Raw genomic sequence first — 19,623 nt, 5'->3', positions numbered from 1 at the left:
CCGTGTTCGTCCGCGAACTGCACCTGCGCGACTTCCGGTCGTGGCGCAGTGTCGATCTCGAACTGCGTCCCGGGCCGACCATCATCACCGGCCGCAACGGCTTCGGAAAGACCAACCTCGTCGAGGCCCTGTTCTACCTCGCCACCATGCGGTCTCATCGGGTGAGTTCCGATGCGCCACTCGTTCGTTCGTCGATGTCGTCGGCGACCGTCACCGCCACCGTGGAGAATGCGGGCCGCGAACTGACGGCGTCGTTGCAGATCAACGCCGAGGGTGCCAACAAGGCGTGGCTCAACACCTCCCCGCAACGCCGGCCCCGAGATCTGTTGGGCGTCTTACGGACTGTGCTGTTCGCCCCCGAGGATCTGTTGCTGGTGCGCGGCGATCCGGCCGATCGCCGGCGCTTCGTCGACGAACTCGTGGCCCAGCGCGGACCGCGGTGGGCGGCGGCCCGTGCCGACTACGACAGGGTGCTCCGACAGCGGTCGGCATTGCTCAAGACCGCAGGCGCCGCCCTGCGTCGCGGTGGATCCGAGGCAGATTCGGTGATCAGCACCCTCGACGTCTGGGATGGCGCGTTGGCCGAGCACGGCAGCCAGGTCACCGCCGCGCGCATCGACCTGCTCACCGAACTGGCACCACACTTCTCCGGTTCCTATGCCGCCATCGCGCCGCATTCCCGACCGGCGGATCTGCGCTACCGGGCTTCCGCGGGAGACGACGTCCTTCCGCCGGCCGGGCTCGCCGCCGACCCCGAGCAGATCCGTGAGGTGCTGCTCACCCGGCTCGCGGCGATGCGTGACAAGGAGATCGACCGCGGGATGTCGCTGGTCGGGCCGCACCGCGACGACGTCGACCTGATCCTCGGCGACGACATCGCGAAGGGCTTCGCAAGTCATGGCGAATCGTGGTCGCTGGCGTTGGCGCTGCGGCTGGGATCGGTGGAATTGACCCGTGCGGAGGGCGTCGAACCGGTGATCATGCTCGACGACGTGTTCGCCGAACTCGATGCCGCGCGACGACGCAAACTAGCCGAATTCACCAGCGGCGCAGAGCAGATCCTCATCACCGCCGCCGTCGCCGACGACATCCCCGAGGGCCTCGGGGGCCGACGCATCAGCGTCGACCTGGTCGAGGTCGACGGCACTCGCCAATCCACGGTGGTGGCCGTCACCGACGACGCCGGGACGGCGGAGCCGGCTCCCGAGCCCCCGGACACCGCTGTTTCGGAATCCCTCGAGCCGACAGTGTCCGAGCCGTCAGTGTCCGAGTCGATGCTGTCGGAGGTCGAGGGGAGACTGTCGGAATGACCGAGTCAGAGTCCGCCGATCCGCGGCCGGTGGGTCCCGACGGCATGAGCGGATACGAGCGTGCCCGCCGGGCACTGGAAGAGGCCCGTGCCTCGGCCCGCGCCGCCGGAAAGTCCGTCGGTCAGGGACGGGCATCACCGTCGCGCCGCTCGTCCGGGGTGCGGCGGGGTGGGCGCCGCAGCTGGTCCGGCGCGGGCCCCGACTCCCGGGATCCGCAACCATTCGGACGCCTCGTCGGCGGCATCGCGCGTGAGCGCGGCTGGCAGCCGCAGATCGCCGAGGGCACCCTGTTCGGCATGTGGGAACAGATCGTCGGAGCCGACATCGCCGCCCACGCGCAGCCAACGTCGTTGCGCGAGAAGGTCTTACATGTGCAGGCCGAGTCGACGGCGTGGGCGACGCAGCTACGGTACGTCCAGGCCCAGATCCTGGCGAAGATCGCCGCGGCCATCGGCGACGGGGTGGTGACGTCCCTGCGGATCACCGGCCCCAAGGGGCCGTCGTGGCGCAAGGGTGAGCGACATGTGCGGGGTGGTCGCGGACCGCGGGACACCTACGGCTGAGATGGCCGCGCCCGCGCCGGGTGATTTCTCGCCAGGAAAGAATCTGAGGCAGATTTTCTCCACGGACCACGACCGGACCGGCAGATGTCGAAAAAAATCGGTCTGCGCGCGATTCAGCGGCCCCTGATGCGGGTTTCTACTCGTTTGAGGCAGTACACTGGACCGTGTTGTCCCGACTGGGGGATCAGCAGCCCGTGACAGGGCGCCGGTGCACGCGCAGCAGAGGTTGTACGCCGCCGGTGACCGCGCGGGCGATTTTGTGCTGATCACCCCCGATGGCGTCGGGCCCATCGAGAGCAGAACAGGAGCGCTAGCACCTCGTGGCCGAAAGCAGCGACAAGACCGGTGGCTCGGGATCGAAGAAGCCCCGAAAGAAGCCGTCCGAATATGGTGCCGAGTCGATCAGCATCCTCGAAGGTCTCGAGGCGGTGCGTAAGCGACCCGGCATGTACATCGGCTCGACCGGTGAGCGGGGTCTGCACCATCTGATCTGGGAGGTCGTCGACAACTCGGTCGACGAGGCGATGGCCGGCTTCGCGACCAAGGTCGACGTGACGCTGCTCGCCGACGGCGGTGTCCAGGTCGTCGACGACGGCCGCGGTATCCCGGTCGCAATGCATGCCACCGGTGTGCCCACCGTCGAGGTCGTGCTCACCCAGCTGCACGCCGGCGGCAAGTTCGACTCTGATGCCTACGCGGTGTCCGGTGGTCTGCACGGCGTGGGTATCTCCGTGGTCAACGCGCTGTCCACCAAGGTCGAGGTGGAGGTGGATGTCGACGGCTACCACTGGAACGAGACGTTCACCGCGTCCAAGCCGGACGGGCTGATCAAGGGTGAGCCCACCCGCAAGACCGGCACCACGGTTCGGTTCTGGCCGGATGCGGGGATCTTTACCGAGACCACCGAGTTCAACGCCGAGACGGTGTCGCGTCGCCTCCAGGAGATGGCCTTCCTCAACAAGGGTCTGACCATCACCCTCACCGACGAGCGACCCAAGGCAATCGAACCGCCCGGCGATCCCAACGGCGACGCCGACAGCGGTGACCCGGAGGCCGCCGAAGCCGTCAAGAGTGAAGCCGAAAAGGCCGCTGCCGCAGCGAAACCCAAGACCCGGACGTACCACTACCCGGACGGCCTGGTCGACTACATCAAGCACATCAACCGCACCAAGCACCCGATCCACAAGTCGGTCATCGGCTTCACCGGCAAGGGCACCGGCCACGAGGTCGAGATCGCGATGCAGTGGAACGACGGGTACTCCGAGTCGGTGCACACCTTCGCCAACACCATCAACACCCACGAGGGCGGCACGCATGAGGAGGGTTTCCGTGCGGCACTGACCCGCGTGGTGAATTCCTATGCACGCGACAAGAAGTTGCTCAAGGAGAAGGACTCCAACCTCACCGGCGACGACATCCGCGAAGGACTTGCCGCGGTCATCTCGGTCAAGGTCGCCGAACCGCAGTTCGAGGGCCAGACCAAGACCAAGCTCGGCAATACCGAGGTGAAGAGCTTCGTGCAGAAGGCCTCCGGCGAGCACCTCGAGCACTGGTTCGAGGCCAACCCGGCCGAGGCGAAGGTGATCGTCAACAAGGCCGTCGACTCCGCGCACGCCCGGCTCGCGGCCCGCAAGGCGCGAGATCTGGTGCGCCGCAAGAGCGCCACCGACATCGGTGGCCTGCCCGGCAAGCTGGCCGACTGCCGCAGCAACGATCCCAGCAAGTGTGAGATCTACCTGGTGGAGGGCGACTCCGCCGGCGGTTCGGCCAAGACCGGCCGCGACTCGATGTACCAGGCGATCCTTCCGTTGCGCGGCAAGATCATCAACGTCGAGAAGGCTCGGATCGACCGCGTGCTGAAGAACGCCGAGGTCCAGTCGATCATCACCGCGTTCGGCACCGGCATCCACGACGAGTTCGATCTGGGCAAGCTGCGGTACTACAAGATCGTGCTGATGGCCGACGCCGACGTCGACGGCCAGCACATTTCGACGCTGCTCTTGACCCTGCTGTTCCGATTCATGCGACCGCTGATCGAGCACGGCCACGTCTATCTGGCGCAGCCGCCGCTCTACAAACTCAAGTGGCAGAAGGGTGCCGAGGCCGAGTATGCCTACTCCGACCGGGAACGCGACGCCATGGTGGCCGCCGGTCTGGAGAACGGCAAGAAGATCAACACCGACGACGGCATCCAGCGTTACAAGGGTCTCGGCGAGATGAACCCGAGCGAGCTGTGGGAGACGACCATGGACCCGGTCACCCGCACACTGCGTCAGGTGACCCTCGACGACGCCGCCGCTGCCGACGAACTCTTCTCGGTGCTGATGGGCGAGGACGTCGTCGCACGCCGCAGCTTCATCGCCCGCAACGCGAAAGACGTTCGCTTCCTTGATGTCTGATTCCACGCCCCCCGCGTGAGCAGACGTCGACACCTTGACAAGGACACTTCATGACTGACACCACACTGCCGCCCGCCGGCGGCGAAGGCGACCGCGTCGAACCGGTCGATCTCGGCCAGGAGATGCAGAACAGCTACATCGATTACGCGATGAGCGTGATTGTCGGCCGTGCGCTCCCCGAGGTCCGCGACGGTCTCAAGCCGGTACACCGCCGCCTGCTCTACGCATCCTTCGACGCCGGTTTCCGTCCCGACCGCAGCTACGTCAAATCGGCGAAACCCGTTGCGGAGACGATGGGTAACTACCATCCGCACGGTAACTCGGCGATCTACGACGCGCTGGTGCGGCTCGCCCAGCCGTGGTCGATGCGCTACCCGCTGATCGACGGTCAGGGCAATTTCGGTTCCCGCGGCAACGACGGCCCCGCCGCCATGCGTTACACCGAGGCCCGGCTGACCCCCCTCGCAATGGAGATGTTGCGCGACATCGACGAGGACACAGTCGATTTCACGCCCAACTACGACGGCAAGACCAACGAGCCGACGGTGTTGCCGGCGCGTATCCCGAACCTGTTGATGAACGGATCCGGCGGTATCGCCGTCGGTATGGCCACCAACATCCCGCCGCACAACCTCAACGAGGTCGCCGAGGCCATTTTCTGGGCGCTCGAGAACTTCGAGGCCGACGACGAGACCACCCTGGCCGCGTGCATGGAGCGCATCAAGGGTCCCGACTTCCCCACGGCCGGTTTGATTGTCGGCGGTCAGGGGATCAAGGACGCCTACACGACCGGCCGCGGCTCGATCCGCATGCGCGGCGTCACCTCCATCGAGGAAGCCAAGGGCGGCGCCACCCAGATCGTCATCACCGAGTTGCCGTATCAGGTCAACCCAGACAACATGATCGCCTCCATCGCCGAGCAGGTGAACGAGGGAAAGCTCAAGGGCATCAGCAAGATCGAGGATCACTCCTCCGATCGTGTGGGTCTGCGCGTCGTCGTCACCCTGCGCCGCGACGCGGTCGCCAAGGTGGTGCTGAACAACCTCTACAAGCACAGCCAGTTGCAGACCAGCTTCGGCGCCAACATGTTGTCCATCGTCGACGGTGTGCCCCGCACCCTGCGCCTGGACCAGATGATCCGCTACTACGTGGCCCATCAGATCGACGTCATCGTGCGGCGTACCCGCTACCGGTTGCGCAAGGCCGAGGAGCGCGCCCACATCCTGCGCGGTCTGGTGAAAGCTCTTGACGCCCTTGACGAAGTGATCGCGTTGATCCGCGCGTCGGCCAACACCGAGGCCGCCCGCACCGGGTTGATGGATCTGCTGGAGATCGATGAGATCCAGGCCGATGCGATCCTCGCCATGCAGCTGCGCCGGCTGTCGGCGTTGGAGCGGCAGAAGATCATCGACGACCTCGCCGAGATCGAGCGCGAGATCGAGGATTACAAGGACATCCTCGCCCGGCCCGAGCGTCAACGGTCGATCGTGCGTGACGAGCTGACCGTCGTCGTGGAGAAGTACGGCGACGAACGTCGCACGAAGATCATCGCCGCCGACGGCGACGTCACCGACGAGGATCTCATCGCCCGCGAGGACGTCGTCGTCACCATCACCGAGACCGGCTACGCCAAGCGCACCAAGACCGATCTGTATCGCAGTCAGCGACGCGGCGGCAAGGGTGTGCAGGGTGCCGGCCTCAAGCAGGACGACATCGTGGCGCACTTCTTCGTGTGCTCCACCCACGACTGGATCCTGTTCTTCACCACCAAGGGCCGGGTCTACCGCGCCAAGGCGTATGAACTGCCGGAGGCCAACCGCACCGCCCGCGGTCAGCATGTGGCCAACCTGCTGGCCTTCCAGCCGGAGGAGCGCATCGCGCAGGTCATCCAGATCAAGGCCTACACCGACGCCCCGTACCTGGTGCTCGCCACCCGCAACGGGTTGGTGAAGAAGTCCAAGCTCGAGGACTTCGACTCGAACCGTTCCGGCGGCATCACCGCGATCAATCTGCGCGGTGGGGATGAGTTGGTGGGTGCACAGCTGTGCAGCGCCGACGACGACCTGCTGCTGGTCAGCGACAAGGGGCAGTCGATCCGGTTCCACGCCGACGACGAGGCACTGCGTCCGATGGGCCGGGCCACCTCGGGTGTCCAGGGCATGCGGTTCAACGAGGACGATCAGCTGTTGTCGCTCAATGTCGTTCGCGAGGGCACATACTTGCTGGTCGCGACGTCGGGCGGCTACGCCAAGCGCACCGGCATGGATGACTACCCGGTGCAGGGACGTGGCGGCAAGGGCGTCCTGACGATCCAGCACGATCGTCGACGCGGCACCCTGATCGGCGCCCTCATCGTCGACGACGACACCGAGCTGTACGCCATCACCTCCGGTGGCGGCGTCATCCGCACGGCGGCCAAGCAGGTCCGCAAGGCCGGTCGCCAGACCAAGGGTGTGCGCCTGATGAACCTCGATGAGGGGACCACGCTGCTGGCGATTGCCCGCAACGCCGACGAACCCGACCCCGACGCCGAGTAGAGGACCCTCGGGTAGGCGAGGGCCACTTCGCCAACAAAACAATTCGGACACAAGACGGGCCGCGACGCCGGAACAGCGTCGTGGCTCGACTTGTGTGACGGCCACAACGGTTAGGGTGGAGCCATTGCGGCCAGAGCAGTAGGAAGCCACCGCGGACGTGCCGAGTGAGGATAAGACGCCAGTGAGCCAACCGAACGACCCGGACAAGAAGACATCGCCGTCCCCGGCGAAGGGACCCACGGCGTCGGGTGCCTCCGATGACGTGGCCACCACGACGAGCATTCCCACTGCCGGATCGCCGTCCGGAGCTTCCCCGTCGACGTCCGGTCCCCAGCCGGGTCCGCAGCGCGGTGGTCTGGTGCCGCCGTGGCAGCGTGGTCCGGGTGGCCCCGACGGCACCAACCCGGTTGGTTCGGCGCAGGCCCCGATGCCGTCGAGCAGCGCCCCGACCGAACAGATCGTCAACGGCCGCACCGGCACCCCGCGCGGCGTGGTCACCGGCAGTGGCACCGCCGCCGCGAGCATGAGTGGCCAGCAGGCACCGGTGAAGAAGCTCGACGCGCCGCCGGTGGGTCCGGCCGCACCGACGACAGAGGCACCCCGCGGCCGGTTTGTGGAGACACCGACGCGGACGATCGCACGCGAACCGTCGGCGGGGGAGAAGCTGCCCGACCTCGACGAGATCCACCACACCTCCGGCGAGGCGACACGAGCGGGTGCCGCTGCGGCTGCGGCCGGTGTGGCGACCCGCTCCGCACCGACGCAGGTCGGCTCCGGACGAGCCCTGCGCGCCGCCGTTCAGGTCCGCCGTCTCGATCCGTGGGCGACCTTCAAGGTGGTCGGCGTGCTCGCCATCGTCGGCTTTGTGATCTGGATGATCGCCGTGGCCGTGCTCTACCTGGTCCTCGACGGCATGGGTGTGTGGGAACAGGTCAACAGTTCCTTCGGAACGTTGGTGACCGCCGACGGTGCCACCAGTGGCGACATCATCGGTGCCGGCAGCGTGTTTCTGTACGCGGGCATCCTCGGCGTCGTGAACGGAATCCTAATCACCGCGCTGGCCACCATCGGTGCCTACATCTACAACCTGGTGGCCGATATGGTCGGCGGACTCGAGGTCACGCTCGCCGACCTCGACTAGAGGATCGGCGCAGGTCAGAGCCGGTGTTCCGGAGGCGTTTTGGTGTCCGGGCACTACGTCGGGTAATCTCTGTCCTCGGTTCAAGGGCCTATAGCTCAGGCGGTTAGAGCGCTTCGCTGATAACGAAGAGGTCGGAGGTTCAAGTCCTCCTAGGCCCACTGGGATCACTCGCAGCAGCGGTTTCGCAGCGCGAGATCCCGACCCGAAAACGTCGATCACACGGTCGGCGAGGGGCCTTAGCTCAGTTGGTAGAGCGCTGCCTTTGCAAGGCAGATGTCAGGAGTTCGAATTTTATCTGGAGCTCCGCCAGGTGAGAGGCTGAGAACCTGCGGGTTCGCTGTCGTGGACATGTCCGCGACGGTGGGCTTGAATAATTGAACAAGGGGACTTAGCTCAGTTGGTAGAGCATCGCCTTTGCAAGGCGAGGGTCAGGGGTTCGAATCCCCTAGTCTCCACTCTTGATGTTCGCGCAGCGGGTGTCGGTGGCCTCGCGGCAGACGTACGTGAGAGGTGGCCGTCCGGTGGATGTTCGCGACGCAGTTGCTGAGATCGTGCCCGCCGCCGACGAGTTGCGGACACTTCGGGATCTTTGCACTCGGTCGATCAGCACTCGAGAGATGCTCGCAGGTAAGGTGCAGCAGATTATCGAGGGCGTGGAGGGAATCAGTCCTGACACCGTCGATGTACTCGCGTGTGGCTCCTTGGCGCGGCAAGAACACTCAGACGCTAGCGACGTCGACTACCTGATTGTCTCTAGCAGTCTGCGTTTTGCGGCATTGCGCGATGCTGGTCATCAGATTCACCGGTTAGTGGCCGAGCTTGACGGGAAGCCTGGTGCGTCCGGAATCTTTGGGCAGGCCGTGGGGATGTTCGATTTGATCGAACGTGTGGGGCTTCAAGACGACACCAACATCTCGCACACGCGGCGGATGGAAATCCTCTTGGAGTCGGTCAGCCTCACCGGCGGTGACATCAGATCGCAGATCGTGCGGGCGATAATTGATCGCTACACCACGAGCAGGAGTTCGATGGGCCCTCCTCGCTTCCTGATCAACGACGTGCTGCGGTACTGGCGGACAATCACGGTCGATTTTCAGGCAAAGCGGGACGGCAGTCATGATCAGCAAAAGATGATTCTGCGGTACTTGAAGCTCAGAATCACTAGGAAAATTCTGCTTGCCAGTTCGGTACTTCCACTAATCACGGTCTCGCCGAGCTCAAATGATCGCGATACCTACATCAACGAGCTGGCTGCACTGTTCGACGATCCGCCGCTGTGCCGGCTGATCGCGACTACTACCCGACTCGATGACGCTGACGCTGTCGAGAACACGAGGGTGGTGTGTCGGGTGCTGAATGATTTTCTGGCGGCTACAGGATCAAAGGAGCAGCGCCAGAGGTTCGATGGAATCGATTGGGATGATCGCGAGCAGGACGCTGACTACATGGCACTCAAGGCGTCGGCCGACGAGTTGGATGATGCGTTGGCGGCGATCTTCACGTCTCCCAACGTCATTGAGGCGACGAAGAGCTACATGCTGTTCTAGCCAAGCAGCGCGTACCGGATTTCTGAGCAAATCCGATTACGGGTCTCGGGACTGAGTTTCGTGTGGGGTGGCGCTTGATCCCAAGGTGCTCGGCCAGCATTGGCATCGTCGAGCCTGCGAGGGAAGACGTGTGCATGCACGTGTGCGTCGCGGTTGCCCAGGATGGCCATGTTGGTTCGCTCCACGTCACCGAGCGACCGAAGTGCTGAACTGACACGCTGAACATCCACCATGAATTGCGCCAGGTAGCTGGGCTCCACATCGTCAAGGTGGTCGAAATGCTCAATGGCCGAGACGATCACGCGACCTGGAAATCTCGCATCGTCGTAGAGGCCAACCCGAGACACGGAGAGTTCAGCGATCGGCAGCCAGAGACTGAAGCCGCATGCTGGGCAGCCGCTGTCCAGCGACGACGGAACTCCGGCCCTTACCACGTTCGTGTTGTCGACTACGACCGTCATTGCCCACCTCACCATCGAACGTACGTTCTAATCGACACTCTGCCGTGCGCTGCGCAAGAGCGCAAACCGCAAACTACACGGATGTCATTTGACGTTGTAATGACAGACTAGCAAGAGGAGGTGACAGGAGGTGAAGCGTGCACGATATCAGTTGGCCGTCAAATGACGATGATGGGTACTCGCTGCAAGACGCTGCGAGATTGCTCAATGTCAGCGTCTCCACGATCTCCCGGCGACTCGCGGACGGCGAGCTTTCTACTTCTGTGCGACCTGGACGAACTCGAGTATCTGCAGCGTCGGTGCACGATGCTCGGGAAGAACTTGCTGGCGACCTCCACATGCACGTTGAGGGGAACTGCGTCGGTCGCGCCGAATATGACGAGCTGTTGCAACAGAACCTGGACTTGCAAGCCGTCGTCGATGACTTGCGGACAGCGGTAGCGAGCCTCAATGATGCGCTTGGTCGAGCGGCCCCTCGGCGCGTTCCTACTGATCGTTGACACTAGGCGGATCGGGCACACTGGCGGACGTAAAGCCGCGGTTGGCGGCGAGCCGCCATCCCATCGCAAGGTTCTTTTTGCGTGTTGCCTCGTTCACTTCTCCCAGGTATCTGCTGCGCTGCATTCTATCTGTCTGCCAACGTAATTCGGCGTAGAGCCGCCGGTTCCTTGCCTGTAGGACTACCCGTCCAAGTGCTCCCGATCCGTCGCTGACAACACGGTGTTGGCGACTACCTGCGGCGTCATCTTGTTCGTGAGCCAGTGACTGTTTGGTGGAGTGGGGTAGTGGCTTCCACTGGTCCTCGCGAACCCGATTCGGGCTCCAACCAGTGGTTGCCACCGTTTCCGGCTACACCATGCTCAGGTGTCGGTGTGCAGCTCCATTGCTGGGAATGTCGAACAGATCCGCGCGTTGAGGTGCTGACAGGAGCGTGATGTCGTCGAGCTCAGCGTCGCTGTATCCGCCGGCGGAGAGTTGTTCGAGAAGGTGCCGTGTGAGGGTGGGTTCCTCGGTGGCGACTCCGAGGCGCGGACCGTACATGCGGCCAGTTTCGTTGAGTAGCCGGAACATCGACCGGTATTGGTAGTCGGAGAGGACGTTGCGCTGATGTGCCCGCACGACCAGTGATGCTTCGCTGACTCCCCACCGCAGCCGTAGTTCGTCGAGTTCATGCACGGTGCGAATCGAGACGCGGTCGAGATCGAACCCAATGTCGTCGATCGGCGCGAGAAACTCTGATGCGAACGACGTTGCTCTGCGCTCGGTTTCGGTGGGACTCACCAGCGTGATGGCATCCATCACAAGGTGACCAAGTTCGTGGGCAAGGGTCATGCGCATCCGGTCTGCCGGCCGCGCGGCATTCAGGTAGATGACGTGTGGGTGATGCGTTCCTGCGCGAAGTGTCACCGCATCGACGTCGGGGTCCTCGAAGTCCTCCTTCACGATGAAGACGCCAGCCGCTTCGATGAGCTTGCTGATGGAAGCGATTGGTCCGGAGATTCTCCATAGTCGCCGCAGCACCTGCGCGACAGTGATCTCGCCGCCCTCGGCGGCATAGTCGGTCGGGTCGAGCTGTGGAAGTGAGAGTGCGGGGTCGAGGTCGGCGCGCTCGGCGAGCCGACCAATACGCATGGCGACGAGGTTGGCTCGGGCCCACACGCGATCACGTTTCCACTCTGCTGCGCTCGCGTTTGCCCTGAAATGCGTCCCTTCCGCAGGAGTTCGGGAGAACGGCACGCACAGAGCTTCCGCAGGGCAATGCAGGGCGTGCGCATAGTCATCGAGAGCCTGGCCCGCGAGTGGGAGTATCCCGGCCTCGACCCGGCTCACGTGCGAGGAGGACACACCCGCTTCATCTGCCAGCCGCTTCATCGACCATCCGCACGACAGCCTGTTGAGCTGCACCATCACACTATTTGCCTGTGCATGCGGGTCTGGTGCCGTCACGATCGCCTCCACATCCGGTCCCCATCCTTGTTCCACAGACCGTAACCGCGTGTTGCTCTCAAGCCCCGCAGAAACACCGGGTGATCTGCGACTTCACGTTCCGGCACAGCATTTGCCCTGCAACGGGTGGGGCTTCTGTGACGAATATCGCCACGAAGAGCCACGCACTTTCGACTGACTGGATTGTCGCTGGTCACGGCGTGTCGCACGTTCCAAACCTTACCACGGTCTGCAAGATTCTGGGCAAGATTTCAAGTTGAAAGGCGGGTGCGGTGGATAAGAATTCAACCTCGAAAGAGTTGATGTCTCGGAAGGAGACGCGGCGTGTGCTGCGTCAGGTATCGATCGGCGTCGGCGCCCTGCTGCTCGCCGCGGTGGACCAATGGAACACGCAGTGTGAGGGGCATTCCGCACACTTCAGAACCCAGCTGGATGCGCTGATCCGCGGTACCTCCATTGCCGGCATGGCGGCGGCCGGCACAGCCGCATGGATCGGCACCCCGAAGAAGCACCCGCCGCGCCATATCGCGGTTGACCCCTACGTATGGCCCGGGGTGGCAAACGGGAAGGCGTACCTGGCGATCCACCACAATGAGACGCAACCCACCAATGTCCGGCGCGCAGCCTTCTGCAAGCAGGATTCCGAGACGCTCGACCTCGTCGGAGACCCCACTCACTGTGAGCTCACGTGGGACTACGACCCGATGCAGACGCACATCACCCACATCTGGATCAGCGCACCAGGCGTAGACTGGCCGCCCATCGAGGTCCCGATGGACAAAGCGCAGGCTCAGTACCAAACCTGGCGCAAACGTCGGATGAAGTGGCTGCCGGGCACCGGTGCGGGCCAGCAGGGCGCCGCCACATATCCCCTACCTGCTCAGCAGCAGGCCGACGACCTGCGGACCGGAATCGCGGTCAAACCACGCGATGACGGTGATGCCCAGGATGCGCAGTGAGGGCGGCGCCTGTGACCGTGAACGGCGCCGCCTCTTGGACTGTTGTCGACGACGTTGGCCTACCAGTTGCTGAGGTCGAGCAGTTCCTGCACTGGATGCGGGCGATCGGCCGGTCCCAGAACACTGTGCGTTCCTACGCCCGCCACCTGAGCCTGTACTACCGATGGCTGACAGCACGTGGAATCGACTGGGACACTGTCACATTCGATGCGGTCTGCGACTTCGTCGGCGCTCTCACAGCAGGCTTGCCGCCGTTGCAGACACAGAGGAACCGGCGAGCCCAGGGAACGGTCAAGGCCGTCAGCGCCGCTGTACGCGAGTTCTACGAGTTTCACCGCGTCGAAGGGCGAGGACCGAAACAGCTTGTCCTGACACGTAACCCATCCAGACTCCCGCGCCGATCTCACAGCTTCCTCGCACACATTGAGCAACGAAACCCCAGCGGAGTGTCACGACTGACGCAGCCCAGCCGCAAGCCAGCAGAGACAGTCAAGACGATCGATTTCGAGTCGGACTTCGGCAAACTCCTGGCAGCCGCCTCAACAGATCGCGACCGATTGCTCCTCTCGGCTCTCTACGACCTTGGACTCCGAATAGGGCAGGCCCTCGGATTACGACACAGCGACCTCGATCTGATGCGACGACAAGTGCGAATACACCGGCGAGAGGACAACGAGAATGGGGCGTTGTCGAAACAGCGAGCACAGTTCAGCGTCGACGCGCCCCGACGATTCTTCGATCTCTACGCCGCGTACCTCCTCGGAGAGGTCGCCGACGTGGACAGTGACTACGTGTTCGTCAACCTCACGCGCGCACCCATCGGTGGCCCAATGACCTATTCCAACGCATACCAGCTGATCGAAACCGTTGGTGCTGCAGCGGGTCTGGACTACCTCCACCCCCACATGCTCAGACACACCCACGCTACCGCCCTCGCGAGGGCCGGGTGGACGGCACCAGAGATCGCCGCCCGGCTAGGTCAGTCCCACGCAGCGAGCGCCGACGTATACATCCACATCGCCAGCGACGACCTCGCCGACAAGATGAAACAGACTGAACATCTCCTGTGGCCGGCCACCTCCCACGATGACGTCCGATGACGATGAACGGACGCAAACGGGATACGTCCACAACACAATCGGTGGGCAGAACGCTCGCTATACCCGATGGACCATGGTGCGCACCGACGTGGCAGGTCGTCGAACCAGCGGGAGACCGCAGGCGAAAAATCCAAGGAATTGAAACCTGCGCCGTCAATCCCTGTGATGGAGAGCGTTACTGGCTCGGTGGACCAGCGATAACCGGAGATCGCTCTGGCCTGTGCTACGCGCACTATTTCCAGTGGTTTCGTGCAGGTCAGCCATCGGACTTCACCGAATGGGCCGCGACTGACGCCAAACCCACCCGGCGACCCCGCGGTCGATCGTCGACGCAGGTTGTCGATTTTCGACGGCTCCCCACCACCGCGGCCGACGAGATGCGCTTCGTCGTCGCCACGAAGGTCCAGCGAGGAGACTGGACCTGCAACGCAAGTCTGCGACGGTTTCTCATCCTTCTCATCACCACCGCCGAGTCCAGGATCACCGCGTCACTCACAGAACGCAATGCTGACGACTGGCTGATGTTCTGCCGCCAAGAATGGCCCTACACCAGTTCCTTCGAGACTCTCTGCGCTCCCTACATCCGCCGATTCTTCCGCCTACTCAACGGCGCGACCAACCCGAATCTGTGGGCCGAGGATCACTGGCACTGGGTCGACGGATTCGAATTCCTCCTCGATGCGGAGCAGTCCGGAGCAACGCACACAGCGATCGACTGGAGCACTATCTCGGTGCCGTGGCTCCGGGTAGCCGTCAAGGACCTTGCCCGCCGCCAACTCACCACCGCAACGCTGTCATGGGGCACCCTCACCCACTGGGCCCGCGCCGCCAGACAGCTCGCCTGCTACCTCACCCTCAACGACCAAGTGCCGGAGCCACCCGACGTAACGCGGCCGGTGTTCCTCGACTACCTCGCGTGGACGCGCCAGTCAGACACCAACGCCGACCCCCGACTGGCCAACACGGGGGCGTACCTGCTGGAAACCCTGCACGACAGCGGAATTGCCGCCGACCTCGGGTCGGCCGTCTATTTGAGGCGCGGTGAAAATGTTCACCGTAAGACGCGTCAACCCCGGCCATTCCCACCCGACGTCATCGAACGGGTCGACGAACTGATCGTGAACAACCCCGATACCGACCCGACCCTGCGGGCAATGATCGCCACCACACGGTGGGCTGGATGCCGGATCTCTGAGCTTGTCGCCCTCCCCATCGACTGTCTTCACCACTCCCAGGCCGGCTACTGGGTCGAGTACTGGATGCCGAAAACCCGAGCATGGCGTCGAATCCCCATCCCTGACACGCTTGCCGCGATTATCCGGGAGCAACAAACCCGAGTCCGCGACACCTACAGTCCCGACGCCGAACACCTTTTCCCAGGCGGACGTTCCAGCGCCGCCTCCGGGCGAACCCAACCCTGGTCGACAAGTGGTCTCCGCCATAAGCTTTCGGCCCTCTTCACCCAACTCGGCATCACCACATCAACCATCACCGGCGAGACGATCTCCGGTGGCGATGTGCATCGCTTCCGCCACACCGTTGGAATGACTCTGCTCAACAACGGATGGACACAGCAAGAAGTCCGAGACTTTCTCGGTCACCAGAGCGACACCATGACGTCCGCATACGCTCGCATCACCGACGACACCCTCGCCCGAAAAGCCCGCGAATTCTGGGACATCGAAGCCCCCGACGCTGACGCCCACGTCGAACGCCTCCGGGCCAAGTTCACCGCAGCCTTACCCAACGGATTCTGCACCCTGCCTTCATCTCAGCGCTGCGAGTTCCGCCCGAACCCCTGCCTGGACTGCTCATTCCACGACCCCGGCGGCCGGGTATTCCTTGGTGCCCATATCGCCCACCGCGACGAACTGCGACGCCTTGTCGCAGACGCCGAAGAACACGGCGACACAGAGGTCACAGCAATCAACGCGACCATGCTCGACAAAGTCACCAAGCTCATCGACGAGATCAACCAGAACCAGGAAACGACGTGACTACAGATCGCGACGAAAGAACCGCACGACTGTGTGCCGCGGCCACTGCGAGAACCGATGAATCACAAGCCCGAGCACAGAGGGCAATCACCAAGCTGCACAACACCGGCCAGCCCATCACCTTCGTCGCTGTTGCCCGGACAGCAGGAGTCTCGACGAGCTTCTTATACCAACACACCGAATTGCGTGCGGAGATTGTCCGCCGTAGGACAATGTCCGCCCCGACTGCGGGGCCACGGCCAGCGTCACCCGCAACACTCGAATCCCTCCGCACCAAACTTGCCGCCGCGAATGCTCGAAACCACCAACTGGCAGAACAACTCGCACAACTCACCACGGAAAATCAAACACTTCGCAGTCGACTGATTGAAGGCCGCGTCATGCACACCCCATCGGACCGAACTGTCGGTGGCGACCGCCATGATTAGCAGCGCAGGTATGCACCCGACATCGGATGCAGCGCAGGAGACGCTTGACGACGATGGGAGCAGATTGACAGACATCAACCGACGCACGCCAGACTGCGATCCTTACCTACTGGCCCAGGTGCGTGAAGCGTACGGACGTATCGTCTACAGCGACAAAACTCGCCAAAAGCAGGCCGACATCTGCTTCACCAAACACCGGTGGCAACAAGGGCTACTCATCGCCCTCACCGCTATCAGCTCCGGCACGTTCTTGGCTTCGGTGGTCGGACTGCTCGGCAGCGAAGCGGTGACCAGCCTTACCACGTCATCCATCGCACTCCTTGTCAGCTGGACAAGCCTCGGAGCGAAGACCTTCAAGTACGAAGAGGAGGCCAACGCTCACCGTGACGTTGCCGCTCAACTCTGGGACATCAGAGAGTCATACATCTCGCTCGTTGCCGACCTCATGTCAGGTGCGATCTCCGACGCTGACGCACGAACTCGCCGCGACGAGCTTCAGAAGGCCACAGGAGACATCTACGCGTCCGCACCGCGGACTGGCAGCGGTGCGTTCAAGCGGGCGCAAGAGGGACTCAAGGACAACGAGGAGATGACGTTCACTGCGCGAGAGATCGACCTGCTCCTCCCAGAAAGACTCCGGCTCAACAACAACGAAGGCCAATCGTGAAGACATCCGAAATCTTCGACACCCTGCTCGCAAACCTCAAGGTAGGCGACACTGCGATAGCGATCGCAGCGCGCCGCGACGAGATCACCAAAGCACTCAACAAGGATTTCAGGTCCAAGGACGCATGTACCGACTACAAGCTGATGGTGGGCTCATTCGGGCGGCACACCGCCATCAAGGGAATATCCGACCTCGACATGGTCTACATCCTCCCGCCAGCGCTTCGCCCCGACTACAACAGCGAAACTGGTCCGCGGCGCATGCTCGAAAGGGTCCGCGACGACCTCAAGGCCCGGTACCCAAACACAGAGGTCCGCGTCGACCAGTGCGTGGTTCGCGTGAAATTCACCAGCAACGCATTCAAATTTGAGGTGCAGCCCGCCTTCGCAAACGACGACGGGAGCTTCGACTACCCAGACACTAAATCCGAGACCTGGAAAGTCACCAAGCCGCGCCAGGAAATTGCCGCGACGAAGGACTGCAACAACCGCACCTCGACCAACATGCGACATCTGGCACGCATGGCCCGCGCGTGGAAGAACGCCAACGGCGTCAACATGGGCGGCCTGCTCATCGACACCCTCGTCTACAACTTCTTCGCGCAGACCGAGGAGTATGACTCGGCCGGCACCGGGACCTTCGACACCATGGCACGAGACTTCTTCGCGTTCCTCAAGGACGAGCCCGAGCAGGCCTACTACCTCGCTCTGGGAAGTCGCCAGCGAGTGAACGTCAAAGCCAAATTCCAACCGAAGGCCAAGAAGGCGTACAACCGCTGCCTCGAGGCGATTGGGCAGGAAGGCAAGGCAGCAGCCAACGAAAAGTGGCGGGAGGTTTTTGGAACCGCGGTGCCTCTGACGACGACCGCCGCCAAGGAAGCGAAGGCGCATCGGGACACTGAAGAGTTCATCGAGAACTTGTTCCCTGTCGACATCTCGGAGTCGGTAACGATTGACTGCGAGGTAACACAGGACGGATGGAGGCCGACCAGGTTGCGGCAGATGCTGCGGACAGGCGCGTTGCTGAGGGCGGACAAGAGCCTCAGGTTCTGGGTGACTGACTGCTCAGTCAGAGAGCCCTTCGACGTGAGGTGGAAAGTCCTCAATCGCGGGCCCGAGGCCGAACGGCGCGACATGATCCGCGGCCAGATAGTGAAATCGACCAGGAAGAACAAACGGGTCGAGCACTCGGACTTCAAGGGCGAGCACGTTGTCGAGTGTTACGTCATAAAGGATGGGATCGTCGTTGCCAGAGACCGCATCGACGTGCCGATCAGCAATACAAAGATCGCCGCAGCCTGATAAGCACATCCACCTCGTGCGCGCCTGGCCCGCAAAGGCCTGCGGAGGTTGAGTGGGCCCGGCAGTGAGATTTCCACACGAACCGTGGACACGTTCTCACCAAGCTTTCCTCTGGTTGTGACCGGCAAGGAGGAAAACGGCGCCGAAATCCAGTCGTGCCCAGGGCTACTCGACTCGTCGTGGAAGACCTATAGATAACCGCTCCATCACAGGCGACCGCCGACGCCCTTGACGCCTGTCGGCGACGTGGACGGCAGCGGTTCCAGTCCTAGAGATATCGAATCTCCTAGGCTCCACCACCCACCACCTCTTCGTCTATCTCTTCACCCTGATCTCAATGTGGGTCGTATGCGACAACGCAGCTGCTGTATCACCCACATTCACCAACACCACCCATCCTCCGCGCATGGCGCAGGGTAAGACACGTCCACCCCCCGCCGACGGCGAGGGGTGGACTGGTTTGGTCAGGTGAGGTCTAGCGGTGCGCGGTGACGTACCGTGCAGCGTCAACGGTCATGCCGTTGACCGCGTACAGCACGTGCAGCCCGTTGGGTTGACCCACGGGCGCACCGTCACAGACGACGTCACCGGCGATGCAGTAACTCTTCGTCTTGCGCGCGTAGAGCGGACCGACATTCATCGGTGGGGCACCGACCTGCCGAATCCATTGCTCCGACGGCGGAGCGAACAGCACGACGGCCTTCACGTGCGACGCGACGTCGGGACTCAACGCCGGCGGCACCTGGTCCTCGTACTGCTGATACCGGGGTTCGAGTTGGATCTTGTTCCCCAGGGCGTAGGTCGCGACGACCCCGCCCTGTGAGTACCCGCCGACGACGATGTCCGTGGACGGACAGGCCGAAGCCAGGTAGTTGACGCGCCGCTGGGTGTCGTTGACACCCTTCACCACACCTTCGACGAAGGCGACGCGATTGTTGAAGTTGCTGCCTGCCGGATAGTTCACGCCGTAGACAGCCACCGATTGACCGGGAAGCTGACTACGTAGCGCTGCGACGAACGATTCGCCGGTGACGCCGACAGGAGGTGCGGTTTCAACGGTGCCGCGGGCGAATACGACCTCGACATCGGGACAGTTGGGAGCCGCCGCAGCCTGAGGTGCGGGACCGAGAAGCGCGCCTGCCACCACCATGGCCAGGCCGGACAAAATCAGAAGTGGACGTCTGATCATGAAGCCGATGCTACGGGACACATCATCGACGCGACGGCATGAACGGAAATAGCCCAGGTCATCAGCTCTGGACAATC

At 63.1% G+C, this 19,623-nt stretch carries 16 protein-coding genes and 3 tRNA genes; 16 read left to right on the top strand and 3 right to left on the bottom strand.

Annotated elements, in window-relative coordinates; translation table 11 throughout:
* Positions 1-2: 2 nt before the first annotated feature.
* The 9 genes from recF (at position 3) to ACWETB_RS20435 (ending at position 9,497) form a co-directional block, all read left to right on the top strand.
* The gene (gene recF, locus ACWETB_RS20475) at positions 3-1,310 is read left to right on the top strand and encodes a DNA replication/repair protein RecF (RefSeq protein ID WP_449743353.1); all 1,308 of its coding nucleotides are present in this window, start codon (positions 3-5) and stop codon (positions 1,308-1,310) included.
* Complete coding sequence (locus ACWETB_RS20470; RefSeq protein ID WP_449743352.1) at positions 1,307-1,873, top strand: DUF721 family protein; 567 nt, start codon at positions 1,307-1,309, stop codon at positions 1,871-1,873. Before recF ends, ACWETB_RS20470 begins: the two co-directional genes overlap by 4 nt.
* Before the next feature lie 320 nt (positions 1,874-2,193).
* The gene (gene gyrB / locus ACWETB_RS20465) at positions 2,194-4,272 is read left to right on the top strand and encodes a DNA topoisomerase (ATP-hydrolyzing) subunit B (protein ID WP_348805418.1); all 2,079 of its coding nucleotides are present in this window, start codon (positions 2,194-2,196) and stop codon (positions 4,270-4,272) included.
* Positions 4,273-4,322: 50 nt separating this feature from the next.
* Positions 4,323-6,809, top strand: coding sequence for a DNA gyrase subunit A (gene gyrA / locus ACWETB_RS20460; RefSeq protein WP_452213264.1), 2,487 nt, complete (start codon positions 4,323-4,325; stop codon positions 6,807-6,809).
* Positions 6,810-6,990: 181 nt separating this feature from the next.
* Positions 6,991-7,950: a DUF3566 domain-containing protein gene (locus ACWETB_RS20455; RefSeq protein ID WP_449743350.1), complete on the top strand. Its 960-nt coding sequence runs from the start codon at positions 6,991-6,993 to the stop codon at positions 7,948-7,950.
* A gap of 84 nt (positions 7,951-8,034) precedes the next feature.
* Positions 8,035-8,108: transfer RNA gene (locus ACWETB_RS20450), tRNA-Ile, on the top strand.
* A gap of 72 nt (positions 8,109-8,180) precedes the next feature.
* Positions 8,181-8,259, top strand: a tRNA-Ala gene (locus tag ACWETB_RS20445).
* A gap of 73 nt (positions 8,260-8,332) precedes the next feature.
* Positions 8,333-8,405 (top strand) — tRNA-Ala (locus tag ACWETB_RS20440).
* Positions 8,406-8,471: 66 nt separating this feature from the next.
* Positions 8,472-9,497, top strand: coding sequence for a hypothetical protein (locus ACWETB_RS20435; protein ID WP_157227930.1), 1,026 nt, complete (start codon positions 8,472-8,474; stop codon positions 9,495-9,497).
* Here the strand turns inward: ACWETB_RS20435 and ACWETB_RS20430 are convergent.
* Complete coding sequence (locus tag ACWETB_RS20430) at positions 9,494-9,958, bottom strand: HIT family protein (RefSeq protein ID WP_157227928.1); 465 nt, start codon at positions 9,956-9,958, stop codon at positions 9,494-9,496. The two genes, ACWETB_RS20435 and ACWETB_RS20430, sit on opposite strands and share 4 nt — an antisense overlap.
* A gap of 137 nt (positions 9,959-10,095) precedes the next feature.
* On the opposite strand from ACWETB_RS20430, the gene ACWETB_RS20425 reads away from it, so the two are divergent.
* A complete protein-coding gene (locus tag ACWETB_RS20425; protein WP_373279122.1) occupies positions 10,096-10,458 on the top strand; it encodes a helix-turn-helix domain-containing protein in 363 nt (120 codons plus the stop codon).
* 349 nt (positions 10,459-10,807) lie between these two features.
* Here the strand turns inward: ACWETB_RS20425 and ACWETB_RS20420 are convergent, their stop codons facing one another.
* Positions 10,808-11,917: an XRE family transcriptional regulator gene (locus tag ACWETB_RS20420; protein ID WP_005180052.1), complete on the bottom strand. Its 1,110-nt coding sequence runs from the start codon at positions 11,915-11,917 to the stop codon at positions 10,808-10,810.
* Between the two features lie 314 nt (positions 11,918-12,231).
* Between ACWETB_RS20420 and ACWETB_RS20415 the strand changes: the two genes are divergently transcribed.
* Genes ACWETB_RS20415 through ACWETB_RS20390 form a run of 6 tightly spaced genes read left to right on the top strand, consistent with a single transcriptional unit; the run spans position 12,232 to position 18,357 of the window.
* The gene (locus tag ACWETB_RS20415) at positions 12,232-12,864 is read left to right on the top strand and encodes a hypothetical protein (RefSeq protein ID WP_005180051.1); all 633 of its coding nucleotides are present in this window, start codon (positions 12,232-12,234) and stop codon (positions 12,862-12,864) included.
* Positions 12,865-12,875: 11 nt separating this feature from the next.
* Positions 12,876-13,964: a tyrosine-type recombinase/integrase gene (locus ACWETB_RS20410; RefSeq protein ID WP_452213260.1), complete on the top strand. Its 1,089-nt coding sequence runs from the start codon at positions 12,876-12,878 to the stop codon at positions 13,962-13,964.
* Positions 13,961-15,961: a tyrosine-type recombinase/integrase gene (locus ACWETB_RS20405; protein ID WP_452213258.1), complete on the top strand. Its 2,001-nt coding sequence runs from the start codon at positions 13,961-13,963 to the stop codon at positions 15,959-15,961. Before ACWETB_RS20410 ends, ACWETB_RS20405 begins: the two co-directional genes overlap by 4 nt.
* Positions 15,958-16,389, top strand: a complete 432-nt coding sequence (locus tag ACWETB_RS20400; protein WP_083859128.1) for a DUF6262 family protein — start codon at positions 15,958-15,960, stop codon at positions 16,387-16,389. The genes ACWETB_RS20405 and ACWETB_RS20400 overlap by 4 nt, the downstream gene beginning before the upstream one ends.
* Positions 16,370-17,056 carry an SLATT domain-containing protein gene (locus ACWETB_RS20395; RefSeq protein WP_452213256.1) on the top strand — a complete coding sequence of 229 codons (687 nt, stop codon included), beginning with the start codon at positions 16,370-16,372 and terminating at the stop codon, positions 17,054-17,056. Before ACWETB_RS20400 ends, ACWETB_RS20395 begins: the two co-directional genes overlap by 20 nt.
* Complete coding sequence (locus ACWETB_RS20390) at positions 17,053-18,357, top strand: nucleotide-binding domain-containing protein (RefSeq protein ID WP_452213254.1); 1,305 nt, start codon at positions 17,053-17,055, stop codon at positions 18,355-18,357. The genes ACWETB_RS20395 and ACWETB_RS20390 overlap by 4 nt, the downstream gene beginning before the upstream one ends.
* Before the next feature lie 475 nt (positions 18,358-18,832).
* Here the strand turns inward: ACWETB_RS20390 and ACWETB_RS20385 are convergent, their stop codons facing one another.
* Complete coding sequence (locus ACWETB_RS20385) at positions 18,833-19,543, bottom strand: cutinase family protein (RefSeq protein WP_449743477.1); 711 nt, start codon at positions 19,541-19,543, stop codon at positions 18,833-18,835.
* Positions 19,544-19,623: the final 80 nt, after the last annotated feature.

It is taken from the genome of Gordonia sp. NPDC003950, from assembly GCF_053605205.1.
This window is presented reverse-complemented; position numbering and strand designations above follow the sequence as displayed.

Coding starts and splice junctions, on each gene's coding strand:
- gyrA (WP_452213264.1), top strand. CDS start 4,323: ATGACTGACACCACACTGCCGCCCGCCGGCGGCGAAGGCGACCGCGTC.
- ACWETB_RS20430 (WP_157227928.1), bottom strand. CDS start 9,958: ATGACGGTCGTAGTCGACAACACGAACGTGGTAAGGGCCGGAGTTCCG.
- ACWETB_RS20405 (WP_452213258.1), top strand. CDS start 13,961: ATGACGATGAACGGACGCAAACGGGATACGTCCACAACACAATCGGTG.
- ACWETB_RS20470 (WP_449743352.1), top strand. CDS start 1,307: ATGACCGAGTCAGAGTCCGCCGATCCGCGGCCGGTGGGTCCCGACGGC.